Annotated in this window: 12 protein-coding genes and 1 tRNA gene; 5 read left to right on the forward strand and 8 right to left on the reverse strand. The window is 32.5% G+C overall.

The features are described 5' to 3' along the window. Positions 1-394: 394 nt before the first annotated feature. A complete protein-coding gene (locus M2326_RS03175; protein ID WP_264618104.1) occupies positions 395-979 on the reverse strand; it encodes an acyl carrier protein phosphodiesterase in 585 nt (194 codons plus the stop codon). Positions 980-1,073: 94 nt separating this feature from the next. On the opposite strand from M2326_RS03175, the gene glmM reads away from it, so the two are divergent. Continuing rightward, a complete protein-coding gene (glmM, locus tag M2326_RS03180; RefSeq protein ID WP_264618105.1) occupies positions 1,074-2,462 on the forward strand; it encodes a phosphoglucosamine mutase in 1,389 nt (462 codons plus the stop codon). A gap of 61 nt (positions 2,463-2,523) precedes the next feature. On the opposite strand, the gene M2326_RS03185 is transcribed toward glmM, so the two are convergent. Then, positions 2,524-3,408, reverse strand: coding sequence for a lysophospholipid acyltransferase family protein (locus M2326_RS03185; protein ID WP_264618106.1), 885 nt, complete (start codon positions 3,406-3,408; stop codon positions 2,524-2,526). 275 nt (positions 3,409-3,683) lie between these two features. Here M2326_RS03185 and M2326_RS03190 point away from each other — a divergent pair, with 275 nt between their 5' ends. Both M2326_RS03190 and M2326_RS03195 read left to right on the forward strand, forming a co-directional pair. Then, on the forward strand, positions 3,684-4,322 hold the full coding sequence (locus M2326_RS03190) for a rhomboid family intramembrane serine protease (RefSeq protein WP_264618107.1): 639 nt from the start codon (positions 3,684-3,686) through the stop codon (positions 4,320-4,322). Positions 4,323-4,371: 49 nt separating this feature from the next. Then, positions 4,372-5,064: an SIMPL domain-containing protein gene (locus M2326_RS03195; RefSeq protein WP_264618108.1), complete on the forward strand. Its 693-nt coding sequence runs from the start codon at positions 4,372-4,374 to the stop codon at positions 5,062-5,064. A gap of 60 nt (positions 5,065-5,124) precedes the next feature. Here the strand turns inward: M2326_RS03195 and M2326_RS03200 are convergent. Continuing rightward, positions 5,125-5,206: transfer RNA gene (locus tag M2326_RS03200), tRNA-Tyr, on the reverse strand. A 597-nt stretch (positions 5,207-5,803) separates the two neighbouring features. Here M2326_RS03200 and M2326_RS03205 point away from each other — a divergent pair. Further along, positions 5,804-8,977, forward strand: a complete 3,174-nt coding sequence (locus M2326_RS03205) for a cytochrome c biogenesis protein (protein WP_264618109.1) — start codon at positions 5,804-5,806, stop codon at positions 8,975-8,977. Between the two features lie 375 nt (positions 8,978-9,352). Here M2326_RS03205 and M2326_RS03210 read toward each other — a convergent pair whose 3' ends face one another. The 5 genes from M2326_RS03210 to M2326_RS03230 form a co-directional block, all read right to left on the reverse strand. Further along, the gene (locus tag M2326_RS03210; protein ID WP_264618220.1) at positions 9,353-11,764 is read right to left on the reverse strand and encodes an alpha-ketoacid dehydrogenase subunit alpha/beta; all 2,412 of its coding nucleotides are present in this window, start codon (positions 11,762-11,764) and stop codon (positions 9,353-9,355) included. 188 nt (positions 11,765-11,952) lie between these two features. After that, the gene (locus M2326_RS03215) at positions 11,953-14,733 is read right to left on the reverse strand and encodes a gluzincin family metallopeptidase (RefSeq protein ID WP_264618110.1); all 2,781 of its coding nucleotides are present in this window, start codon (positions 14,731-14,733) and stop codon (positions 11,953-11,955) included. A 199-nt stretch (positions 14,734-14,932) separates the two neighbouring features. Then, positions 14,933-15,661 carry an LOG family protein gene (locus M2326_RS03220; RefSeq protein ID WP_264618111.1) on the reverse strand — a complete coding sequence of 243 codons (729 nt, stop codon included), beginning with the start codon at positions 15,659-15,661 and terminating at the stop codon, positions 14,933-14,935. Between the two features lie 232 nt (positions 15,662-15,893). Then, positions 15,894-16,310 (reverse strand): thiol-disulfide oxidoreductase DCC family protein, encoded by a 417-nt coding sequence (locus M2326_RS03225; RefSeq protein ID WP_264618112.1) that lies wholly within the window; start codon positions 16,308-16,310, stop codon positions 15,894-15,896. Between the two features lie 96 nt (positions 16,311-16,406). Then, complete coding sequence (locus M2326_RS03230; protein WP_264618113.1) at positions 16,407-18,575, reverse strand: endonuclease MutS2; 2,169 nt, start codon at positions 18,573-18,575, stop codon at positions 16,407-16,409. 156 nt (positions 18,576-18,731) lie between these two features. Here M2326_RS03230 and ung point away from each other — a divergent pair, with 156 nt between their 5' ends. Beyond that, positions 18,732-19,403 carry a uracil-DNA glycosylase gene (gene ung / locus M2326_RS03235; RefSeq protein ID WP_264618114.1) on the forward strand — a complete coding sequence of 224 codons (672 nt, stop codon included), beginning with the start codon at positions 18,732-18,734 and terminating at the stop codon, positions 19,401-19,403. The last annotated feature ends 80 nt before the right edge of the window (positions 19,404-19,483 follow it).

Genomic DNA, 19,483 nt, shown 5'->3' on the forward strand with positions numbered 1-19,483 from the left:
CCTACTGATAAGTCTTGAAGATCTAGATCTTCAAGACTTATCAGTAGGCTTTATTTAAACAAATAAGGAGTGTTGCATTTATCACTTGAATCTAAAGCCTAAAATATCACCTTTTAAATAAAAAAATATTCGAGAATAGCGGTTATAAACAATTTCATTTAATAAATTAGAAAGGTTTTGGTTTTTAATCAATTGAAATTAAAGTGTAGTTCAGTTGAATATTTTATTTTTGTCTGTAGAAAACAGATTGATACTAGTTGAAATACCTCTGAATACTTGAAGCAATGTAAAATTCCATTAAAGTAGGATTCAAAAAGATAACTAGACTATACTGCCATGATTTGTAGTTAGTGCTTTTTTGTATATTTCAAGTGAGAGTGATACAATTTAGTTACTACAGACTAATAAGTTTTTGTTTTGAATGAGTGCGAAGGTCCTCAAAAAAAGCAGTAAACTCTTTTTCAAATTCATCGTAATAGTCTACTAATTCTTCAGTAGCAAAACGCATTTTTGATTCATTTTTAGTTCGAAGGTCCATTTGTGTTAGAATATCTTTAATACCTTCTACCGTTTGATAACTCAATAGCCAGTTTTGTTTGATCATATAAGGCATATAATGGAGCGTTCGATCGGATAATATATCTTTATTCTGTTCTAATGAGTGATAAAAATTATTAATAAATACAGCCAAATTTTCATCTGAATAGTTTTTCCAGTTTTTGGCTAAGAAATGATCATAAAAAATGTCAACAATCACACCTGCATAATGGTGGTATCGCTCGTGTAACTTTTTGGTGCTTTCTCTAAAAATGGGATGTGAATCAGTAAAAGTATCTATTGTTCTATGGAGAATGATACCTTTTTGTATCCCAAGAGGATATGTTTCAAAGTGTTTACCTCTAATACCATCGGCCATAAAGTTGCCAATTTTAATAAAATCGTTGTTTCCAGAAAGATAGATGTGTGCTAAAAAATTCATTCGACTAAATTATGAATTCTAAACGACTTATTTCAACCTTCAATTATTATATTTGTGGAAATAATTAGAAATAAACAACTTTAAAAATATAGGAATGACATTAATCAAATCAATTTCAGGAATTCGTGGCACAATAGGAGGTAAAGTAGGAGAGAATTTAACTCCAGTTGATGCTGTAAAATTTGCATCAGCATACGGTACTTGGCTAAAAAACTATTCGGGTAAAGATAAATTAACTGTAGTAGTAGGACGTGATGCGCGTATTTCTGGGCCAATGATTCATAATTTGGTCGTAAACACCTTGATTGGATTAGGAATCGATGTTATAGACTTAGGTTTATCTACCACTCCTACAGTAGAAATTGCTGTACCATTAGAAAAAGCTAATGGTGGAATTATTCTTACTGCATCACACAATCCAAAACAATGGAATGCTTTGAAGTTATTAAATGAGAAAGGAGAGTTTTTGAATGGAATTGAAGGAGAAAAAATTCTTAAAATCGCAGAAGATGAAGCTTTTGATTTCTCAGATGTGGATAGCTTGGGTACTATTACGCTTAATGATGCCTACATGGACATTCATATTGATGAAGTTTTAAATTTATCTTTGGTAGATGTAGAAGCCGTAAAAGCAGCTAAGTTTAAAGTGGTAGTTGATGGAGTTAATTCATCTGGAGGAATTATAGTTCCTAAATTATTAGAATTAATGGGAGTTGAAGTTGTCGAATTATATTGTGAGCCTACAGGAGAATTTCCACATAACCCAGAACCATTAAAAGAACATTTAGGTGATATTTGCGAATTGGTAGTAAAAGAAAAAGCAGATTTTGGAATTGTAGTAGATCCAGATGTCGATCGTTTGGCATTTATATCAGAAGACGGAGAAATGTTTGGCGAAGAATATACTTTGGTCGCTTGTGCAGATTATGTACTGAGTAAAACACCAGGAAATACAGTTTCGAATATGTCGTCTTCACGTGCTTTGCGTGATGTGACTAATAGACATAACGGAACTTACGAAGCATCTGCAGTTGGAGAGGTGAATGTAGTAGATTTAATGAAGAAAAACAATGCCATCATTGGTGGTGAGGGAAATGGTGGAATTATTTATCCAGAATCTCATTATGGTCGTGATAGCATGGTAGGAATTGCTTTGTTCTTGACTCATCTGGCGAACAAAAAAATGACTGTCTCTGCTTTGAGAGCTTCGTATCCTGAATATTATATGAGTAAAAACAAAATCGAATTGACTCCTCAGATTGATGTAGATGCTATTTTGGTTGCCATGACTGAGAAATATAAAAATGAAGATATCACTACAATTGACGGCGTGAAAATTGATTTTGCAGAGAATTGGGTACATTTAAGAAAATCTAATACAGAACCTATCATTCGTATTTATACAGAGGCATCTTCTCAGACAAAAGCAGATGAGTTGGCAGTTCGTATCATTGATGAGATAAAAGTAATTGCTGGAATTTAATTTCCCAATAGAATAAAAAACAAGAAACCCTTTCATAATTTAATTTGAAAGGGTTTTTTATTTAGGCTTGCGTAGCTGCTTTTTGATGTTTCCAGCGTCTGTGAGTCCAAAAATAATATTCAGGAGCTTCAAGAATTTGCTTTTCTACTTCGTGAATATAATCATGGGTAATTTTAAAATCAGGAGTTTCTCTGGCATTTTTTGCAATCGAAATAAAAGTAGCTTCGTAAAATCCTCTTTTTACTTTTTTTACTTTTATAAATTCTACTCCTAGGCTATATTTTCTAGCAATCATTTCGGCACCTGTATGCACTGGAACTTCAATTCCCATAAAATCATCATAATGAAGTATTCTATCTAGCTTTGGCGATTGATCACTTGCCAATCCATAAATGCAAGCAATATTTGCTTTTTCTTTTTTAGCAATAAAAGGAATAGTTTCTCTAGTAACAATCAATTCTGTACCGAATTTTGACCTTATATCTCGTACCATTTTATCAAAATAGACATTGTTTACTCTTTTATAAACCGCTGTTCCATTTAGAGTAGTCTTATTATTTATCGTTAATAGCCATTCATAACTAGCATAATGTGATGCAAGCAGCATCATGCTTTTATTTTCTTGTTCGTATTGTTTGAAAATTTCTGGATTTGTAATATGAAACCTTTTACTCATTTCTTTTTCAGAAATAGTCATAGTTTTAATCATTTCAAGAAACATATCACACATATGATGATACGATTTTTTTTCTATCAAAAGGCGTTCTTTATCACTAAGGTTAGGTAATGTTAATTTTAGGTTGTACCGAACCGTATCTTTTCTATAACCAATCAAATAATACACTATGATGTATATAAAATCAGAAAATAGATATAATATTCGAAAAGGAAGAATAGAGATAAACCAAAGAAATGGATAAGCGATAATGTAAACCAAAAATTGCATGCAGTACGTTTTTTAGCAAATATAAGTCAAAAATGAATACCTATAAAAATTTTAGGGTAGGTATAGGGATTCATTTTAAAAAAGACAATTACAGAATTTCTATTGATGAAATAAGTTTATAATACTAGATTATCCATCCAAATGAAATTAATCTTTTTGAAGTTATTAAATGTATGACTACTATTTTGTTTTTGTGTAAATAAAAAGTGAATACCCTAGAAATGGTTTGGGTCTTTATAGTTTTACTATATTTACAATTCACAAAAATACTTTTTATGAATACTTTTTTGATTGCAATAATTATTGCTAATGTTTTAATGAGTTTTAAAGGATTTAATGATCCTGTTTTTTTTAATAAATATAAGTTTCACATGGGGAGGTATCAGGCTGGCGAGCAGATAAGAATCATTTCTTCGGCTTTTTTGCATGCAGATATTAGCCATTTGGCATTTAATATGCTTACACTTTACTTTTTTGCTCCAGTGGTAATGAGTTATTTGGGAAATTTTCCTTTTCTAATTGTTTATTTTGGGAGTTTACTAGTAGGAGGAATGCTTACGGTTTACTTTCATAAAAGAGATTACAATTATAGTGCAATTGGAGCTTCAGGTGCAGTAACTGGGATTTTATATTCTGCTATTTTACTACGTCCCGATATGATGTTGGGAATATTTTTCATCATTCCAATGCCAGCATATCTCTTTGGGATATTGTATTTACTGTATTCTATTTATGGCATGAGAGCCAAAAATGATACTATTGGACATACAGCACATTTTGGAGGTGCAATAGGTGGTTACTTGATCACTTTGATACTTTATCCTAGTGTATTGGTAAATCATTTGTTCATGGTAGTATTACTAACGATCCCGATTGTGGTTCTTTTTGTAATGGCCAAAATGGGGAAATTATAATGGCATAACTTTTGAAATGACTTTAATTATAAAATAAAAATCTATTACAATGAAAAAATCATTAATCATTTTAGCAGTACTATTTATGGCAGTATTAAACGCGCAAGAAACTAAATTAGTACCACAAATTAGTGTTTCGGGAGAAGGAAAAATTAAAGTAATTCCGGATCAAGCTTTAATAACCGCCACTGTTGAAACTAAAGGAATTGTTGCTAAAGATGTAAAAAGAATAAATGATAATCAGGTGGAAGCCGTTTTGAAGGTTATCAAGAAAATGAATTTAAGTCCTGCTGACTATAAAACGCAACGTGTAGCTCTGAATCCACAATATGATTACGAAAAAAAGAAACACAATTACAACGCTACACAAACAATCGAAATTACTTTGAGAGATTTATCTAAGTACGATGAATTAATGGAAGGTTTAGTAGATAATGGTATTAATAAAATTGACAATGTTACTTTTCAATCGTCAAAGATGGCGCAATATGAATCTGAGGCTCGAAAGTTGGCAATGAAAGAAGCAAAGTTAAAAGCGGAAGATTATGTATCTGTATTGGTCCAAAAAGTAGGTAAGGCGGTAAGTGTTACTGATAATTCACAGGGATATCATCCGCAACCAGTTTATGCTCGTATGAAGACTATGGCAATGAATGATAACGAATCTACCACAAGAGAAACTTTAGCAGCAGGAGAAATTGAAATAACTGCTAACGTAAATGTTAGTTTTTTATTGGAATAACGAACAGAATCAAAGATAATTTAAATTAAAAAAAGCTGCAATTACTTGCAGCTTTTTTTGTGGGGAGAGTAGGATTCGAACCTACGAAGACGTAGTCAGCAGATTTACAGTCTGCCCTCGTTGGCCGCTTGAGTATCTCCCCGTGACCATTGTCTGTTTGCCTATTGCTAAGCGGTTGCAAATATAAGAACAGTTTCCGATTGCACAAACAAAAAAGGACTAAAAAATTTCATTTTTTTTAATGTTTTTTTTAACCTACTGGTATTGAATTATATGAAAAAAGCATTATTTATACTTTTTTTTGATTTGTAAGAAAATAGACGATTAAACATTGCTTGAAATTTCATTTATATCAAAAGTGTGAATATTATGGTTAGCTATCTTAGTCTAGTACTACTTTATGGGTTAGCATCGGTATGTAATGGAATAGTATTACTAAAATAAAATATGATTTCTTATTTTTTTGCGTGAGGGATTGAAGAGAAAAGCTCACAAACAAGTGCAGCGATAGCGGAACTTGTTGAGAACTTGTAACGAAAAGCCCGACACCCTTACCAAAAGGAGCTTCTTACCATGAACTGAATGGCTCCTTTTGGTAAGGGTGGCACGCCCAAACAAATGCACCTCAGAAGATATTATTCTCCTTAATTTTGGATTAAATTAACAAATAGGCATCCGACAAACTGAACATTTTTAAGTACTTTTGTCGGACTTTTTAAATTTATAATATTCCTAAAAAATGGATAAAAAAATAGTTTCTATTTTGTTTTCGACCCGATTGATGGCGGTGCTTTTTTTGACTTTTGCAATTGCTATGGCTACGGGAACTTTTATTGAAAGCAAGTACAATACCGATACTGCTCGAATTTTGATTTACAATAGCTGGTGGTTTGAAGGTATTATGGTCTTCTTTATGATCAATTTTGCTGGTAACATTAAACGCTACCAATTATGGAAGAAAGAAAAATGGGCTACTTTGATGTTGCATTTGGCTTTTGTATTTATTCTGCTAGGGGCTTTTGTAACTCGCTACATCAGTTTTGAAGGGGTGATGCCGATACGCGAGGGTGCTGCTGAAAATCAATTTTACTCAGACAAAACCTTTTTAACGGTTTTTGTAGATGGGGAGTACAAAGGGGAAATGAAACGTAAAGTTTTTGACAAATCAATTTTGCTTTCGCCTGCGACCAATAATGATTTTACCATTAAAGGGCAATTTGACGAAACTCCTTTTGTGGTCGAATATCAAAATTTTATCATGAATGCTACAGAGTATGTCAAAGAAGATAAAAATGGAATATTGTACATGAAAATTGTTGAAGCTGGTGATGGTGGACGCCATGAGCATTTTTTGAAGGAAGGTGAGGTACAAAATATTCACAACGTTTTATTTTCATTAAATAAAACGACACAAGGTGCTATCAATATCAATACAACGGGTAAAGAATTTACGATTCAAACACCATTTGAAGGAGACTTTATGCGTATGATTGACAAACTGAAAGGAAAAGTAACCAAGGATAATGTGCAACCTTTGATGATGCGTTCACTTTATAGCATTGGTGAAATGCGATTTGTATTACCAGATATGCCTGTAAAAGGTGTCATAGCTTATGAATCAAAAAATGATTATAAGGCTAAAGGTGGTGATAATGCATTGATCGTAAAAGTGAAAGCCGATGGTCAAGAAAAATTGGTGACACTTACTGGATCAAAAGGTAAAGTAGGGGAACCACAAACGGTAAAAATTGGAGATAAAGAATACAGTATTTTTTATGGTAGTAAGGCTTATACTTTACCATTCAAAATTAAATTAAATGATTTTATTGCCAAAAAATATCCCGGAACAGAGAAGAGTTATTCCTCTTTTGAAAGCTTAGTAACGGTTGAGGATACAAAATCATTTGACGCACATATTTTTATGAATAATGTACTTGATTATAAAGGATATCGCTTTTTTCAATCTTCATTTGATCCAGATGAAAAAGGAACGGTATTGTCTGTGAACCATGATTATTGGGGAACTAATATTACGTATTTCGGTTATTTTATGTTATTCTTTTCGATGATGGCAATTATGTTTACCAAACATTCTCGTTTTGCCGATGTCAAACGTAAACTTGAAGTGGTAAAAATGAAAAAAGAAAAATTGATTACTATTTTAGTTTTATTATTGAGTTTTAATGGTTTTTCACAAACACATGAACATAATCATGAACATAACCAAGCAGGTGTAAGTGATCATGTAGAGCGTGCTCCTACTGCAAAGGAGCTTGATTCTTTACTTACCAAATTTAAAGTATCTCCTGAGCATGCAGCCAAATTTGGTCGATTGATTGTGCAAGATGCTGGTGGAAGAATGAAACCGATTAATACTTTTTCATCAGAATTATTGAGAAAAGTAAGTCATTCTAATGACTACAACGGAATGAATTCCGATCAAGTATTCTTGTCCATGTCTCAATATGCAAAATTATGGATTGAAGTACCAATTATTTATATTAAAGCTGGTAATGATAGTATTCGAAAAATAATTGGAATTGATTCGAAAGCAACATACGCACCTTTTATTTCTTTTTTTGATGCAAAAGGAAACTACAAATTGTCTCCATACTTGGACGAAGCTTACAAAACGGCAAATCCAAATCAATTTGATAAAGATTTTATCGAAACAGATAAGAAAGTAAATTTGATGGAATCAGCTTTGAGCGGTTCTATCATGAAAATTTTTCCAATTCCAAATGACGCCAATAACAAATGGATCTCCTATTTGGAAATAGAAAATTCAGGATTGAAAGGAATGGATTCTACTTATACAAAAAGTATTTTACCTCTTTACTTTGGATCATTGAATAATGCTTCAATCTCAAATAATTATAAAAATGCTGATGATTTATTGGAAAGTTTGCATGGTTTTCAACGTAAATTCGGAGAAAAGGTAATGCCTTCTGATGACAAAGTGAATATGGAAATTTTGTACAATAAATACGATGTGTTCCAGAAGCTTCCATATTGGTATATTTATGCATCGATTTTGATGATGTTTTTTACAATTTTGCAGATTTTTAAAGAACGTAAAATTTTGAGAATTGCAGTAAACACAATGCACATCGTAATCGGACTTTTGTTTGCTTTGCATACTGCAGGTTTGATTGCACGTTGGTACATCTCTGGTCATGCACCTTGGAGTAATGCGTACGAATCGATTATTTATATTGCTTGGGCAACTATGTTTTTTGGTTTAGCGTTTGATATTAAGTCAAAGCTCACCGTGGCCTCATCTGCATTTGTTACAGCAATGATTTTGGCTGCTGCCTATATGAACTGGATAGATCCAGAAATCGCCAATTTACAACCTGTTCTTAATTCTTACTGGTTAATGATTCATGTTGCGGTTATTGTAGCAAGTTATGGTCCATTTGCGTTGGGAATGATTCTAGGATTTGTTTCGTTATTATTGATCTTTTTTACGAATGAAAAAAACAAAACCAAAATGGATTTGAACATTCAAGAGATTACTTATATTAATGAATTATCATTAACAATTGGTTTGATCATGTTGACCATAGGTAACTTTTTGGGTGGACAATGGGCCAATGAAAGTTGGGGACGCTACTGGGGATGGGATCCAAAAGAAACCTGGGCATTGATTAGTATTATGGTTTATGCATTTGTAATTCATGCGCGTTTCGTACCATCATTACGAGGAAAATGGACTTTCAACTTGATGAGTATGTTTGCTTTTGTATCGATATTGTTTACCTATTATGGTGTGAATTTTCACTTAGTAGGATTGCACTCGTACGCAAGTGGTGAAGCAAAATCTTTAGATTGGATTTACTATACTCTTGGAACGATTACCATTATAGGAGCAATTACATATCCTAAATACAAGAAGTATTATAAGAAATAAAATGTTATCAGAATAAAATAAAAAGCAAAGAATAGAAATTTTCTACTCGTTGCTTTTTTTATTCGATATATAATCTAAAACCGTTCACTACATTTATCTTGGCTCCAATTGACAATAAAATGATTATAAATATGACTAATGGTTACTAGGTCTGTATATAAAAAAGACAATCAATGTTTGCAGATTTCTTTATAAATAAGAGCATGCGTTCAGCTAAAACCAGGAAAACCTGTTAACTATATTATTACACGACCTAAAGCAAACATTCATTAGTTTATAATTAGTATTGAAAAAAAGTTAGCTTTTTGACAGCTTCAAAATGAATTGTAAAGGTTTGAAGCATAAAAAAGTCTGCTATGAAGCAGACTTTCTATTTTAATAAATACTTGGAAATTTATTCGGATTCGATTCGTTCATCATTGCATAAACCTTTTCGTAAATATCTTCTATTGAAGGTTTCGAGAAGTAATCTCCATCAGTACCATAAGCAGGACGATGAGCTTTGGCTGATAATGTTTGTGGTCTACTGTCTAAATATTCATAAGCACCCTGATCGTCTATTATTTTCTGCAAAATATAAGCAGAGGCTCCACCAGGTACATCTTCATCGATAATCAAGAGTCGGTTGGTTTTTATAATACTTTTTACCAAATCATGTTTGATATCAAAAGGGAGTAGAGATTGTAAATCGATTACCTCACAATTAATTCCGTCTTCTGCTAATTCAGAGGCAGCCTCCATTACCAAACGCAGAGTCGAGCCATAGGATACAAGCGTAATATCAGTACCTTTTCTTATGGTTTCTACTATACCAATTGGTGTTTTAAATTCTCCATAATTAGTAGGTGTTTTCTCTTTTAATCTATAACCATTTAAACATTCAATAACAATGGCAGGTTCATCACACTCCATTAAACTGTTATAAAATCCAGCTGCTTTGGTCATATTTCTAGGTACTAAAACATGAATACCTCTCACAGCATTAATAATCATTCCCATTGGTGATCCAGAATGCCATACACCTTCAAGACGGTGTCCACGAGTACGAATGATTAAAGGTGCTTTTTGTCTACCAAAAGTACGGTACTGTAAAGTAGCTAAATCATCGCTTAAAATTTGAATCGCATATAGTAGGTAATCTAAGTATTGAATTTCGGCTATTGGCTTTAATCCTCTTAACGCCATACCAATTCCTTGCCCAATAATAGTTGCTTCACGAATACCCACATCGGCTACACGTAATTCTCCAAATTTTTCTTGTAGTCCTTCAAGTCCTTGATTAACATCTCCTATATTTCCTGAATCCTCTCCAAATATTAAAGATTCTGGATATTTAGTAAAAATAGCATCAAAGTTATCACGAATGATCATTCTACCGTCTGAGTCTTGTCTTTCATCTTCTTCAGAATAAGTTGGTGCTACTTCTTGTACAGAGGAAACGTTCCATTCTGATTCTGAAAACAAATGACGACTGAAAGCATCTTGGTATTTTTTAGTAAAGTTTGAAATCCATTGTAATAATTCTGCTTTTTCAATCCCAACTGGTAATAATCGCAACGATTTACGGGCAGAAACTAAGATTTCTTTTTTCAGAGGTTCTTTGATTCCGTTTAGTTTTTTGGCATAGCTCAAAATTCCGTTTGGATTTTCAGCGGCTACAGCTATTTTTTCTAAGAGGAGTACAAGTTCTTTTTGTTCTGCAACAATTGGAGTAATAAAGCTTATCCATGCTTTCTTTTTAGCTTCTAAAACCTCTTTTTTGGCAATGGCATCTATAGCATCTAATTCTTCAGGTGAAGCAATATTAATAGCAATCATCCACAAACGCATTTGTCGAACACAGTCATACTCTTTTTCCCAATCCAAACGCTGTTTGCTTTTATATCTTTCGTGAGAACCAGAACTAGAATGTCCTTGCGGTTGCGTTAATTGCTGCACGTGAATAAGTACTGGAATGTGCTTTTCTCGCGCAATATTATCTGCTCTTTGATATGCTGCAATTAGTTCCGAATAATCCCAGCCTTTTACTTTTATTATTTCTAGTCCATTAGTATTGTTTTCCTTTTGAAATCCTTTTAAAACCTCGGAGATATCTTCTTTAGTCGTTTGGTGTTTCGCATGAACAGAAATTCCGTATTCATCATCCCATACACTTATTACCATTGGTACTTGTAAAACTCCAGCTGCATTGATAGTTTCAAAAAAAACGCCTTCGGTTGTGCTCGCGTTACCAATGGTTCCCCAAGCAATTTCATTTCCTTTATTAGAAAAATTTTCCTGATTCGGAATGTTATCAAAAGAACGGTAAATTTTGGATGCTTGTGCCAATCCTAATAATCGCGGCATTTGAGCAGCAGTAGGGGAGATGTCGGCACTAGAATTTTTTTGTTGTGCTAAATTTTTCCACGAGCCATCTTCGTTCAAACTGTGTGTTACAAAGTGACCACCCATTTGACGTCCTGCAGACATCGGTTCTTCATTAATATTGGTGTTACCATATAGACCGGCAAACAATTGTTCAACAGTCAACTCACCAATGGCCATCATAAAAGTTTGATCACGATAATATCCTGAACGAAAATCACCATTTTTAAAAAATTTTGCCATGGTAATTTGTGGCAATTCTTTTCCGTCACCAAAAATTCCAAACTTAGCTTTACCTGTCAACACTTCCTTCCGCCCCAATAAACTACATTCTCGACTAGTAATAGCGATAGTATAGTCTTTCAGTACTTCGGTTTTGAAATCTTCAAACGTTAAGGCAGTATTGCTTTTTTCTTTTATCATCATTTAGTAAGGTATGGCTTTATTGCGCAAATTTACTGAAAAACTAGGGAAATTCATAACACAATAAAAAAATATAACATTATTATTGTTGTCGATTTTGTAATAAAATCTACTTTTTATAGCTATTTTGGTTCGAAAGTAAATTAAAAAAATATATAGTATAAAAAAACATCAAATAATTGATAATTCTAAAACCACTTTCTATTAAAAAGATTCAAGACAATTGTTGGTGAAAAAGTAATTATAAAACGAATTTTTTCATTGTATTTATTGTCATTAAATTCCCAACCATTTGAAGAATAGACTGGAAGATAAACTTCAAAATAATCCGTTACTAAATTTAGCCTAATTCCACTATCAAATAATAATTGATCTTTGCGGTATTTGTTTTTCAAAAAACCTATATCACCATATACTTCGACCCAGTTCCATAATGTATAACCTCCATTAACGGCAGTAATCCACTGGTTTGCATATGGAGTCCCAAGTTTTGATTTAAAGCCTCCTTCGGCTATTATTAATTGTTGACTAAAGAATCCTGAGTTTTCAGATCGACCATAATAATTGTAATCAAACATATAATCAGTAGGACGGTCCAGTGAAAAGCTAAAATAATCAGACTTAGTATTATTGTGCAAAAAACTAGCTGCATATAAACGTAGATTCACTCGGCGATTATTTTCGAATAATTCACGATAAGAAACTTCGACAATAGCTTTGCTAAATTTACTTGAAGCCTGTAGCTCCGTCATGAAACTAAAATGATTGGTTACTTCTGTTTTTGTATTGTAATATTTAGCATTAAATATTGAATAATTTTCTACAAAATCAGTCGGTGCTATTTTACTCACTTCTCTATTAACGATAACTTGTCGTAAATAGATTAATTCTTTTCTATTGTCTCTAAAGTTATCTTTGTTTCGAATATGAAGTTGTATCGAAGGATTAAATTTCATGTAGGCGGCATCAGGAGCATAATGAAAATAAGAACCCGAAAATGTGTATCGAGCATTGTACAAAGCACTATTTCTGTAATTGTGATTCACAGCTACAAAACCGGATCCAGATAATGTCTCCGACTTGGTTGAAAAAGAAGGGGTAACATCAAAAATAAAGGGTTTCTCCAAGATGGTTTTATTATGTAAACGCATTCCTAAAATAAAACCGTCATACAAGTTATATTCCACTGTAGGGACATAAAGAATTTGGTTATAGTAGGGGTCTTCTAAATCCTTCATAAAGACAAATTTTACTGGTCGATTGTTTGGGAAAAAACCTTTTAATGATTTCCAGTTATTTCTCAAGTTATACTCAGGAACTTCGTTTTTATAGTTCAAAACAATTTTATCAACTCCTTTTCTATTCATCGAATAAATACTATCTGTTGCTTGAGGATCAATCCACTTTTTGAAAATGATCTCCCCATCTTTCAACCCATAGATGGGTACTGGTACAATAAATCCAGTTTTATTTCTAATCGAAAATGAAATGCTATCTTTTGTTTTTGAAACATTTACAAATTTGTAGTCAATTGCTTTTCTTGAATTAATGATAGTACTAAAAAACCAATTAATATCTTTTGGAGAATTCTTTTTTAAGATGTTTTCAAATTCATTTTCAAAAACTGCTTGCCCCATTTTGGTAGCATAAAGTTCATGGATACTGTTTTCTACAACTTGATTTTCTAGATAATTGTCTAAGTATCGCAAGCTCAATCCTGCTCGATATTTACTAGCTATTTGCTCATTAAATTTAATCAAAGCATCCTTTGGAGTGTTCAATGGTTGGTCTAGGTTTTTTCTAGCCATCAACATATAAAAATAGCTGTATTGATCATTAAAATCGATATTTGTCAAATTAAAGCTTTTCAATAACTTATAGTTGGCTGCACTCCCAAGCATTTTGGTATCTGCATGATTACTTTCGATGTACTTCATCATGGTATAAATTTGGATAGCATCGTGTACCCAAGCTTCTTTTCTTTCGTCCAAAGCCAAACTATTTTTTAGGAAAACATTTAAGTAAGCCTTCATAAATTTGATTTCATAGGCAAACGTATCCGAAAACGGACTGATAAAAGACGGCAATTGATTTAGACCATAAAAAGGATTTCGTTCATAATCCGTTTGGGTAACTACTATTTTTTCAAAAGGATATTTACCTATAAAATTTTCTGCATAATGTGTAATACAGTCAATGATCAATGCTTTTTGGTTAGTCGATAATTTGGTATCTACAATATTTGTTAGTATTTCTAATTCCTTATTTTGGTAACTAGTAAAAGTATTTTCTGTTTCTACTATCAAATTAAAATCTAATCTATTTTTTCCTTTTAGATCATAATACGCATAACCATATTTTTCAAAAGAAAGACTACTATTTAAATCGGTTGTGACGGTATATTTTTTTGGGATTTTTAATGAAATATCATAATCTGAAATGGCATTGACAATATCGTCTAAGTTTTCATTATTATATTTTATAAAATTATGATTGCTGTAACGTGCTGGCGCAAGAAACCAGTTTTTTAAAGTCATATTATCTTTCGAATCATATCCATACTTGGTAAAAGTATCGCTAGGTATTTTTACAAAATAGGTTAAGATCAAAGTTACTTTTTGATTGGGTGCTACTTTTTGTCTCAATCGTATGTGAATAACATCAGGTACATCCGTATTTCTTTCCCATGCCAATGGTAGTTTATTTTGATCAACTACAGTTATGCTTTGTGTACTTCCACGTTCTTCTTCTTTAGCCAAATGAAATCCTCTATAAAACTCATCAGAAAAACGTCGTGCCAATGGAGAATTAACATTGGAATATGCATTGTTCCAATCATTCAAAATAATTGTACTCAACGAATCTGTAGATTGATTAAAATAGGTAATTTCTTGTTCTACATTTAAAATATGTGCATACGAATTGACTTCAACAATCATTTTTGAATGATGCTGTCCGTATTGCTTCATGGAGTACAGAAGTATACAAGCTAGAAAGAAAGTTTTAGTAGATAAATTCAATTGAAAGAAGTTTGATTGTTACTAATATACAGTAATAAAAAACTTTTAAATGGTTATCTAACAAAGCTTTTTAATAATTAAGATACGTATAAAAGTAATGAGAAGGTTTTATAAAACCAAAAAGCTGCTTAAAGAAGCAGCTTTCGTATTAAAAGTTTGGTTTTAAATTGTATTTCTTATAGAATGTATCCAATACATCAACTACTTCTTCAGCAGTATCCACAATTTTGATAATATTCAAATCTTGAGGACTGACAGTTTTTTCAGTTTCGATTAATATTAATTTAATCCAGTCGACCAAACCAGACCAGAAGGTACTACCAACTAATATAATTGGGAATTTTGCAATTTTTTTGGTTTGTATCAAAGTTAGTGCTTCAAACAATTCATCCATAGTCCCGAATCCACCTGGCATCACTACAAATCCTTGAGAATACTTTACGAAAATTACTTTTCGAACAAAGAAATAATCAAAATTCAAATTTTTATCCGTATCAATATAAGGATTGTAATGTTGTTCAAAAGGCAATACAATGTTCAATCCTACCGAAGGTGAACCAGCTAAATGCGCACCTTTATTACCAGCTTCCATAATTCCAGGACCTCCGCCAGTAATCACACCGTAACCTGCTTTACCAATTTTGAAAGCGATGTCTTCCGCTAATCTGTAATACGGTTCGTCTGGTTTTGTCCTTGCAGAACCAAATATCGTCACGCAGGGTCCGATACGCCCCATAGTTTCATATCCATTTACAAATTCTGCCATGATTTTGAAAATCGCCCAGCTGTCATTGGTACGAATCTCATTCCATGTTTTTTGTTTTAAACTATCTTGAATTACTTTATCTTCATCATTATCAAAATCTTGAAGTCTCATATATTTTTATTTTTTAAATTAAGGAAATAAGATAGAACCGTTATCAACAGATGAAATTGGAAAAATAGCTATAAAGAATTCTCATCACAAGTGATATAACGGTTGTAATCGACTAACGAATATAGTGTGTTTTTGTCTATTAACAAACAAAAAATAGACTGATTTTTTGGTTTATGATGAAAAAAAAAGTGATTTTTATCTAAAAATAAATTATTGTTACTAAAAAATGAATTTAAAGTAAAAATTTTGATTTGAGTGCAGGGGTAGGAATCATACAACTCTCTTTTTTACCAAACCAGTGGTATCTATTTTTGGCGATATAATCATAAATCCAGTTGCTGATTACTGTTGGAATAAACTGAAACACACCTATAACGGGTAAAAAACTACTCAAATCGGCTGCGATTTTTAATGCCGCTTGTGATTTGTAATAGTAGGCTTTTTGAGGAAGATATAGAATGATACTATCTATTTTTGAAGTATCTATGCCTATATAAGCAATGATTTCTTTTCCCAGATTAGACTGAATGGCTACAAAACGAAATACATCTTTTTTATCATGCGTGATTATATAATTGACAGCGTTGTTACAAAGGTTACAAACGCCATCAAAAAGAATTATTTTTTTATTTTCAGGAAGATTCATCATTTTTTTTTTTATAAATCAGCTATTCGAAAATTAAGTATAACAGTTGTAACTACAATGATACGATTCAAGGTATTTTTTGAAAACAAGATATGTATTTTACTTCTTCTTAACAGCTTCTACCAGCTCCAATTCGTCTAAATTAACCTTGGAAGTAAAGATACCATAATTTACCGTAGCTTTCTTTTTCTCAATACTATCAATGCTTCCCACCGCTTTTCCTTCAATCATACGGACTCTGTCACCTACTTTTAGTATATGTGTCGGTTTCACCACTATAGGTTTCAATTTCTTTTCTTTCTTTTCTTTACGTATTTCTTCTACTTGGACTTCTACTTCCTTGATTACTTCCTTTTTCTTTTCGACAATTGCTTTTGCTTCTTTTGGAGTTGCTTTTTTACGTTTTGAATTTTCTATTTCGATAATCTTTAAAAATTCACCAATAAGGTCTTTTTTATTTTTGTTATTAAAATATTTCTCCGAAATATCTTCAATCTTTTGCCCAATGTAAATTGTCTTTTGATTACTGTCGTAGAGTTCTTGGTAGCTTTCTAGTTTTTGTTTGATTTTGACATTGATAGTCTCCATTTTTTTTCCTTCTTCGCGCGCTCTAGATTCTTCTTCTTTTAGCGTTTGTGACGTTTTTTCCATTTTAGAACGTTCCTTTTGCAAAGTAGCGATGGTTTTATCAAAACGTACTTTTCCAACTTCGATCTTCTTTTTGGCTCGATTGATTAAACTAAATGGAATTCCGTTTTTCAAAGCGACCTCAAAAGTAAACGAACTTCCAGCTTGCCCAAGAACCAATTTATACATTGGTTCCAACGATTTTTCGTCAAAAAGCATATTGGCATTGGTAGCAAAAGGCAATTCATTAGCCAAAATTTTCAAGTTGGAGTAGTGGGTAGTAATGATTCCGAAAGCTTCACGATGGTAAAATTCTTCCAAGAAAATTTCAGCCAAAGCACCACCTAATTCAGGATCCGAACCGGTACCAAATTCGTCAATCAAGAACATCGTTTTGTTGTTGCACTTCTTTAAAAAGTAGTTCATGTTTTTCAAACGGTAACTATAAGTACTTAAATGATTTTCAATAGATTGATTATCTCCAATATCAGTAAGTATTCGATCGAAAAGAAAGGTTTCAGAACGCTCATGTACCGGAATTAACATTCCAGACTGCAGCATCAATTGTAATAATCCCACTGTTTTTAATGAGATCGTTTTTCCTCCCGCATTGGGTCCCGATATTACAATTATTCTATTTTCTTGTAAAAGTTCGATAGTTTGAGGATGGGTAATTTCCTTTTTTTGTTTGTTATTCAAATACAAAATAGGATGGTAGGCATCTCTAAAATATAACCTTCTATTATCACTAATGGTTGGCATAATTCCGTTAATTCGATCAGCATATTTTGCTTTTGCCGCAATGACATCAATATCACTTAAAAAGTCTTGATATTGTTTCATTAAAGGTAAAAATGGGCGAACACCGTTGGATAAGTTCTTTAGAATCCGCATGATTTCCTCTGCTTCCTCATATTCCAAATTACTTAACTCACGAGAGTACCTCAAGGTAGCTTCGGGTTCTACATAAGCGATACTTCCTGTTTTTGAACTTCCTAGAATTGTTCCTCGTACCTTACGGCGATACATGGCCAATACAGCCAAAACACGACGATTTTGTACAAAACTTTCTTTAATATCATCCAAGTATCCCAAACCGTTGTATTGTGTCAAAGCGATGCCAAAACTCTGATTTACTTTCCCACGAACTGAGTTGATATTTCTTCGAATGTCAACCAACATAGGAGATGCATTGTCTTTTATTTCGCCATATTTGTCTACCACGGCATCAATTTGACTAATAAGATCCTTGGTCAATTCTACCTGAGATGCTCGTTTATTAATTTGTGGATAATAGTCATCAAATTTTCTTAGAAAATTCAATAAAAAATTGACTGTTGATGATAGGTTGGCTATTTTTCTAAAGCCACCAACTTCTAAAAAACTATCTTCTATGGATAGAAATTTAATTTCGTGCGTAATCGCCTCAAAACCATGGTTAGGAATGGCATTATTATTTTGAAAAGAAGACACGTATTCTGAAGTTTGCATCAAGGCATCCATCAGGCTTTCTTTGTCTCTAAAGGGAGTTATTTCGAGTGCTTTTTGCTTTCCTATATCTGTATTACACATGTCTGAGATAGTCTCGAGTACGGTAGGAAATTGTAAGTCTTGTAATGTTTTTTCGGTAATGGATATCATTGGTGGTATGAGATTCTTTTGTGCAAAAATAGTTAATAGAAAAGATTATATAGCAGACATTGACGAAGTTTTCACAAATGTTTAAAGGAGATACTATATGACTTTTGTGGATCTTTGTATTTTCTCTATGTATATTTGCAAAATAACTTTGAAACTATGCAAGTATTATTACCTCCAGATTGGCAAACTATTTTAAAAGAAGAAACTCAAAAACCATATTTTCAAGCGTTACAGCAAGCTGTGACTACTGCTTATCAAGAAAACACATGTTTTCCGCCACAGGAATTAATTTTCTCCACCTTTGAACGTTGTTCATTTGAAGATATTAAAGTAGTTATAATTGGCCAAGATCCCTATCATGGAGATGGTGAAGCCAATGGGTTAAGTTTTTCTGTGAACGATGGAGTTCGAATTCCACCTTCTTTGCGAAATATTAATAGGGAGCTATGCGATGACTTGGATTCTATCTTTATGCCGACCTCGGGTAATTTGGAACATTGGGCCAAACAAGGCGTTTTACTTTTGAATGCTACTTTGACTGTTCAAAAAGATATTCCTAACAGTCATAAACATCTTAAATGGAATTTATTTACAGATGCTGTGATTCAAAAAATATCTGATGAAAAGGAAAATGTGATCTTTTTACTTTGGGGTGGATTTGCACATAAAAAAGGAGCTAAAATTGATAGAAATAAACATCTTGTTCTAACATCTGGACATCCTTCACCCATGAGTGCTAATCAAGGAAAATGGTTTGGAAATAAACATTTCAGTCAAACTAATACCTATTTAAAAACGAAAGGGTTACAAACTATTATTTGGCTGTAAAAGATTATCGTTATTACATCCAATTTTAAGGATTTAGTACACTTTAGGTAATTATTATAAATAAATCACCTTAAGTCATC

This window comes from Flavobacterium psychraerolatum (genome assembly GCF_025960985.1).
Lineage (GTDB): Bacteria > Bacteroidota > Bacteroidia > Flavobacteriales > Flavobacteriaceae > Flavobacterium.

What these genes read in the sequence shown, in the direction of transcription:
- M2326_RS03205 (WP_264618109.1), top strand. Translation starts at nt 5,804, where the DNA reads ATGGATAAAAAAATAGTTTCTATTTTGTTTTCGACCCGATTGATGGCG.
- M2326_RS03230 (WP_264618113.1), bottom strand. Translation starts at nt 18,575, where the DNA reads ATGATATCCATTACCGAAAAAACATTACAAGACTTACAATTTCCTACC.
- M2326_RS03225 (WP_264618112.1), bottom strand. Translation starts at nt 16,310, where the DNA reads ATGATGAATCTTCCTGAAAATAAAAAAATAATTCTTTTTGATGGCGTT.
- ung (WP_264618114.1), top strand. Translation starts at nt 18,732, where the DNA reads ATGCAAGTATTATTACCTCCAGATTGGCAAACTATTTTAAAAGAAGAA.
- M2326_RS03175 (WP_264618104.1), bottom strand. Translation starts at nt 979, where the DNA reads ATGAATTTTTTAGCACACATCTATCTTTCTGGAAACAACGATTTTATT.
- M2326_RS03215 (WP_264618110.1), bottom strand. Translation starts at nt 14,733, where the DNA reads ATGAAGCAATACGGACAGCATCATTCAAAAATGATTGTTGAAGTCAAT.
- M2326_RS03190 (WP_264618107.1), top strand. Translation starts at nt 3,684, where the DNA reads ATGAATACTTTTTTGATTGCAATAATTATTGCTAATGTTTTAATGAGT.
- M2326_RS03185 (WP_264618106.1), bottom strand. Translation starts at nt 3,408, where the DNA reads ATGCAATTTTTGGTTTACATTATCGCTTATCCATTTCTTTGGTTTATC.
- M2326_RS03195 (WP_264618108.1), top strand. Translation starts at nt 4,372, where the DNA reads ATGAAAAAATCATTAATCATTTTAGCAGTACTATTTATGGCAGTATTA.
- M2326_RS03210 (WP_264618220.1), bottom strand. Translation starts at nt 11,764, where the DNA reads ATGATAAAAGAAAAAAGCAATACTGCCTTAACGTTTGAAGATTTCAAA.
- M2326_RS03220 (WP_264618111.1), bottom strand. Translation starts at nt 15,661, where the DNA reads ATGAGACTTCAAGATTTTGATAATGATGAAGATAAAGTAATTCAAGAT.
- glmM (WP_264618105.1), top strand. Translation starts at nt 1,074, where the DNA reads ATGACATTAATCAAATCAATTTCAGGAATTCGTGGCACAATAGGAGGT.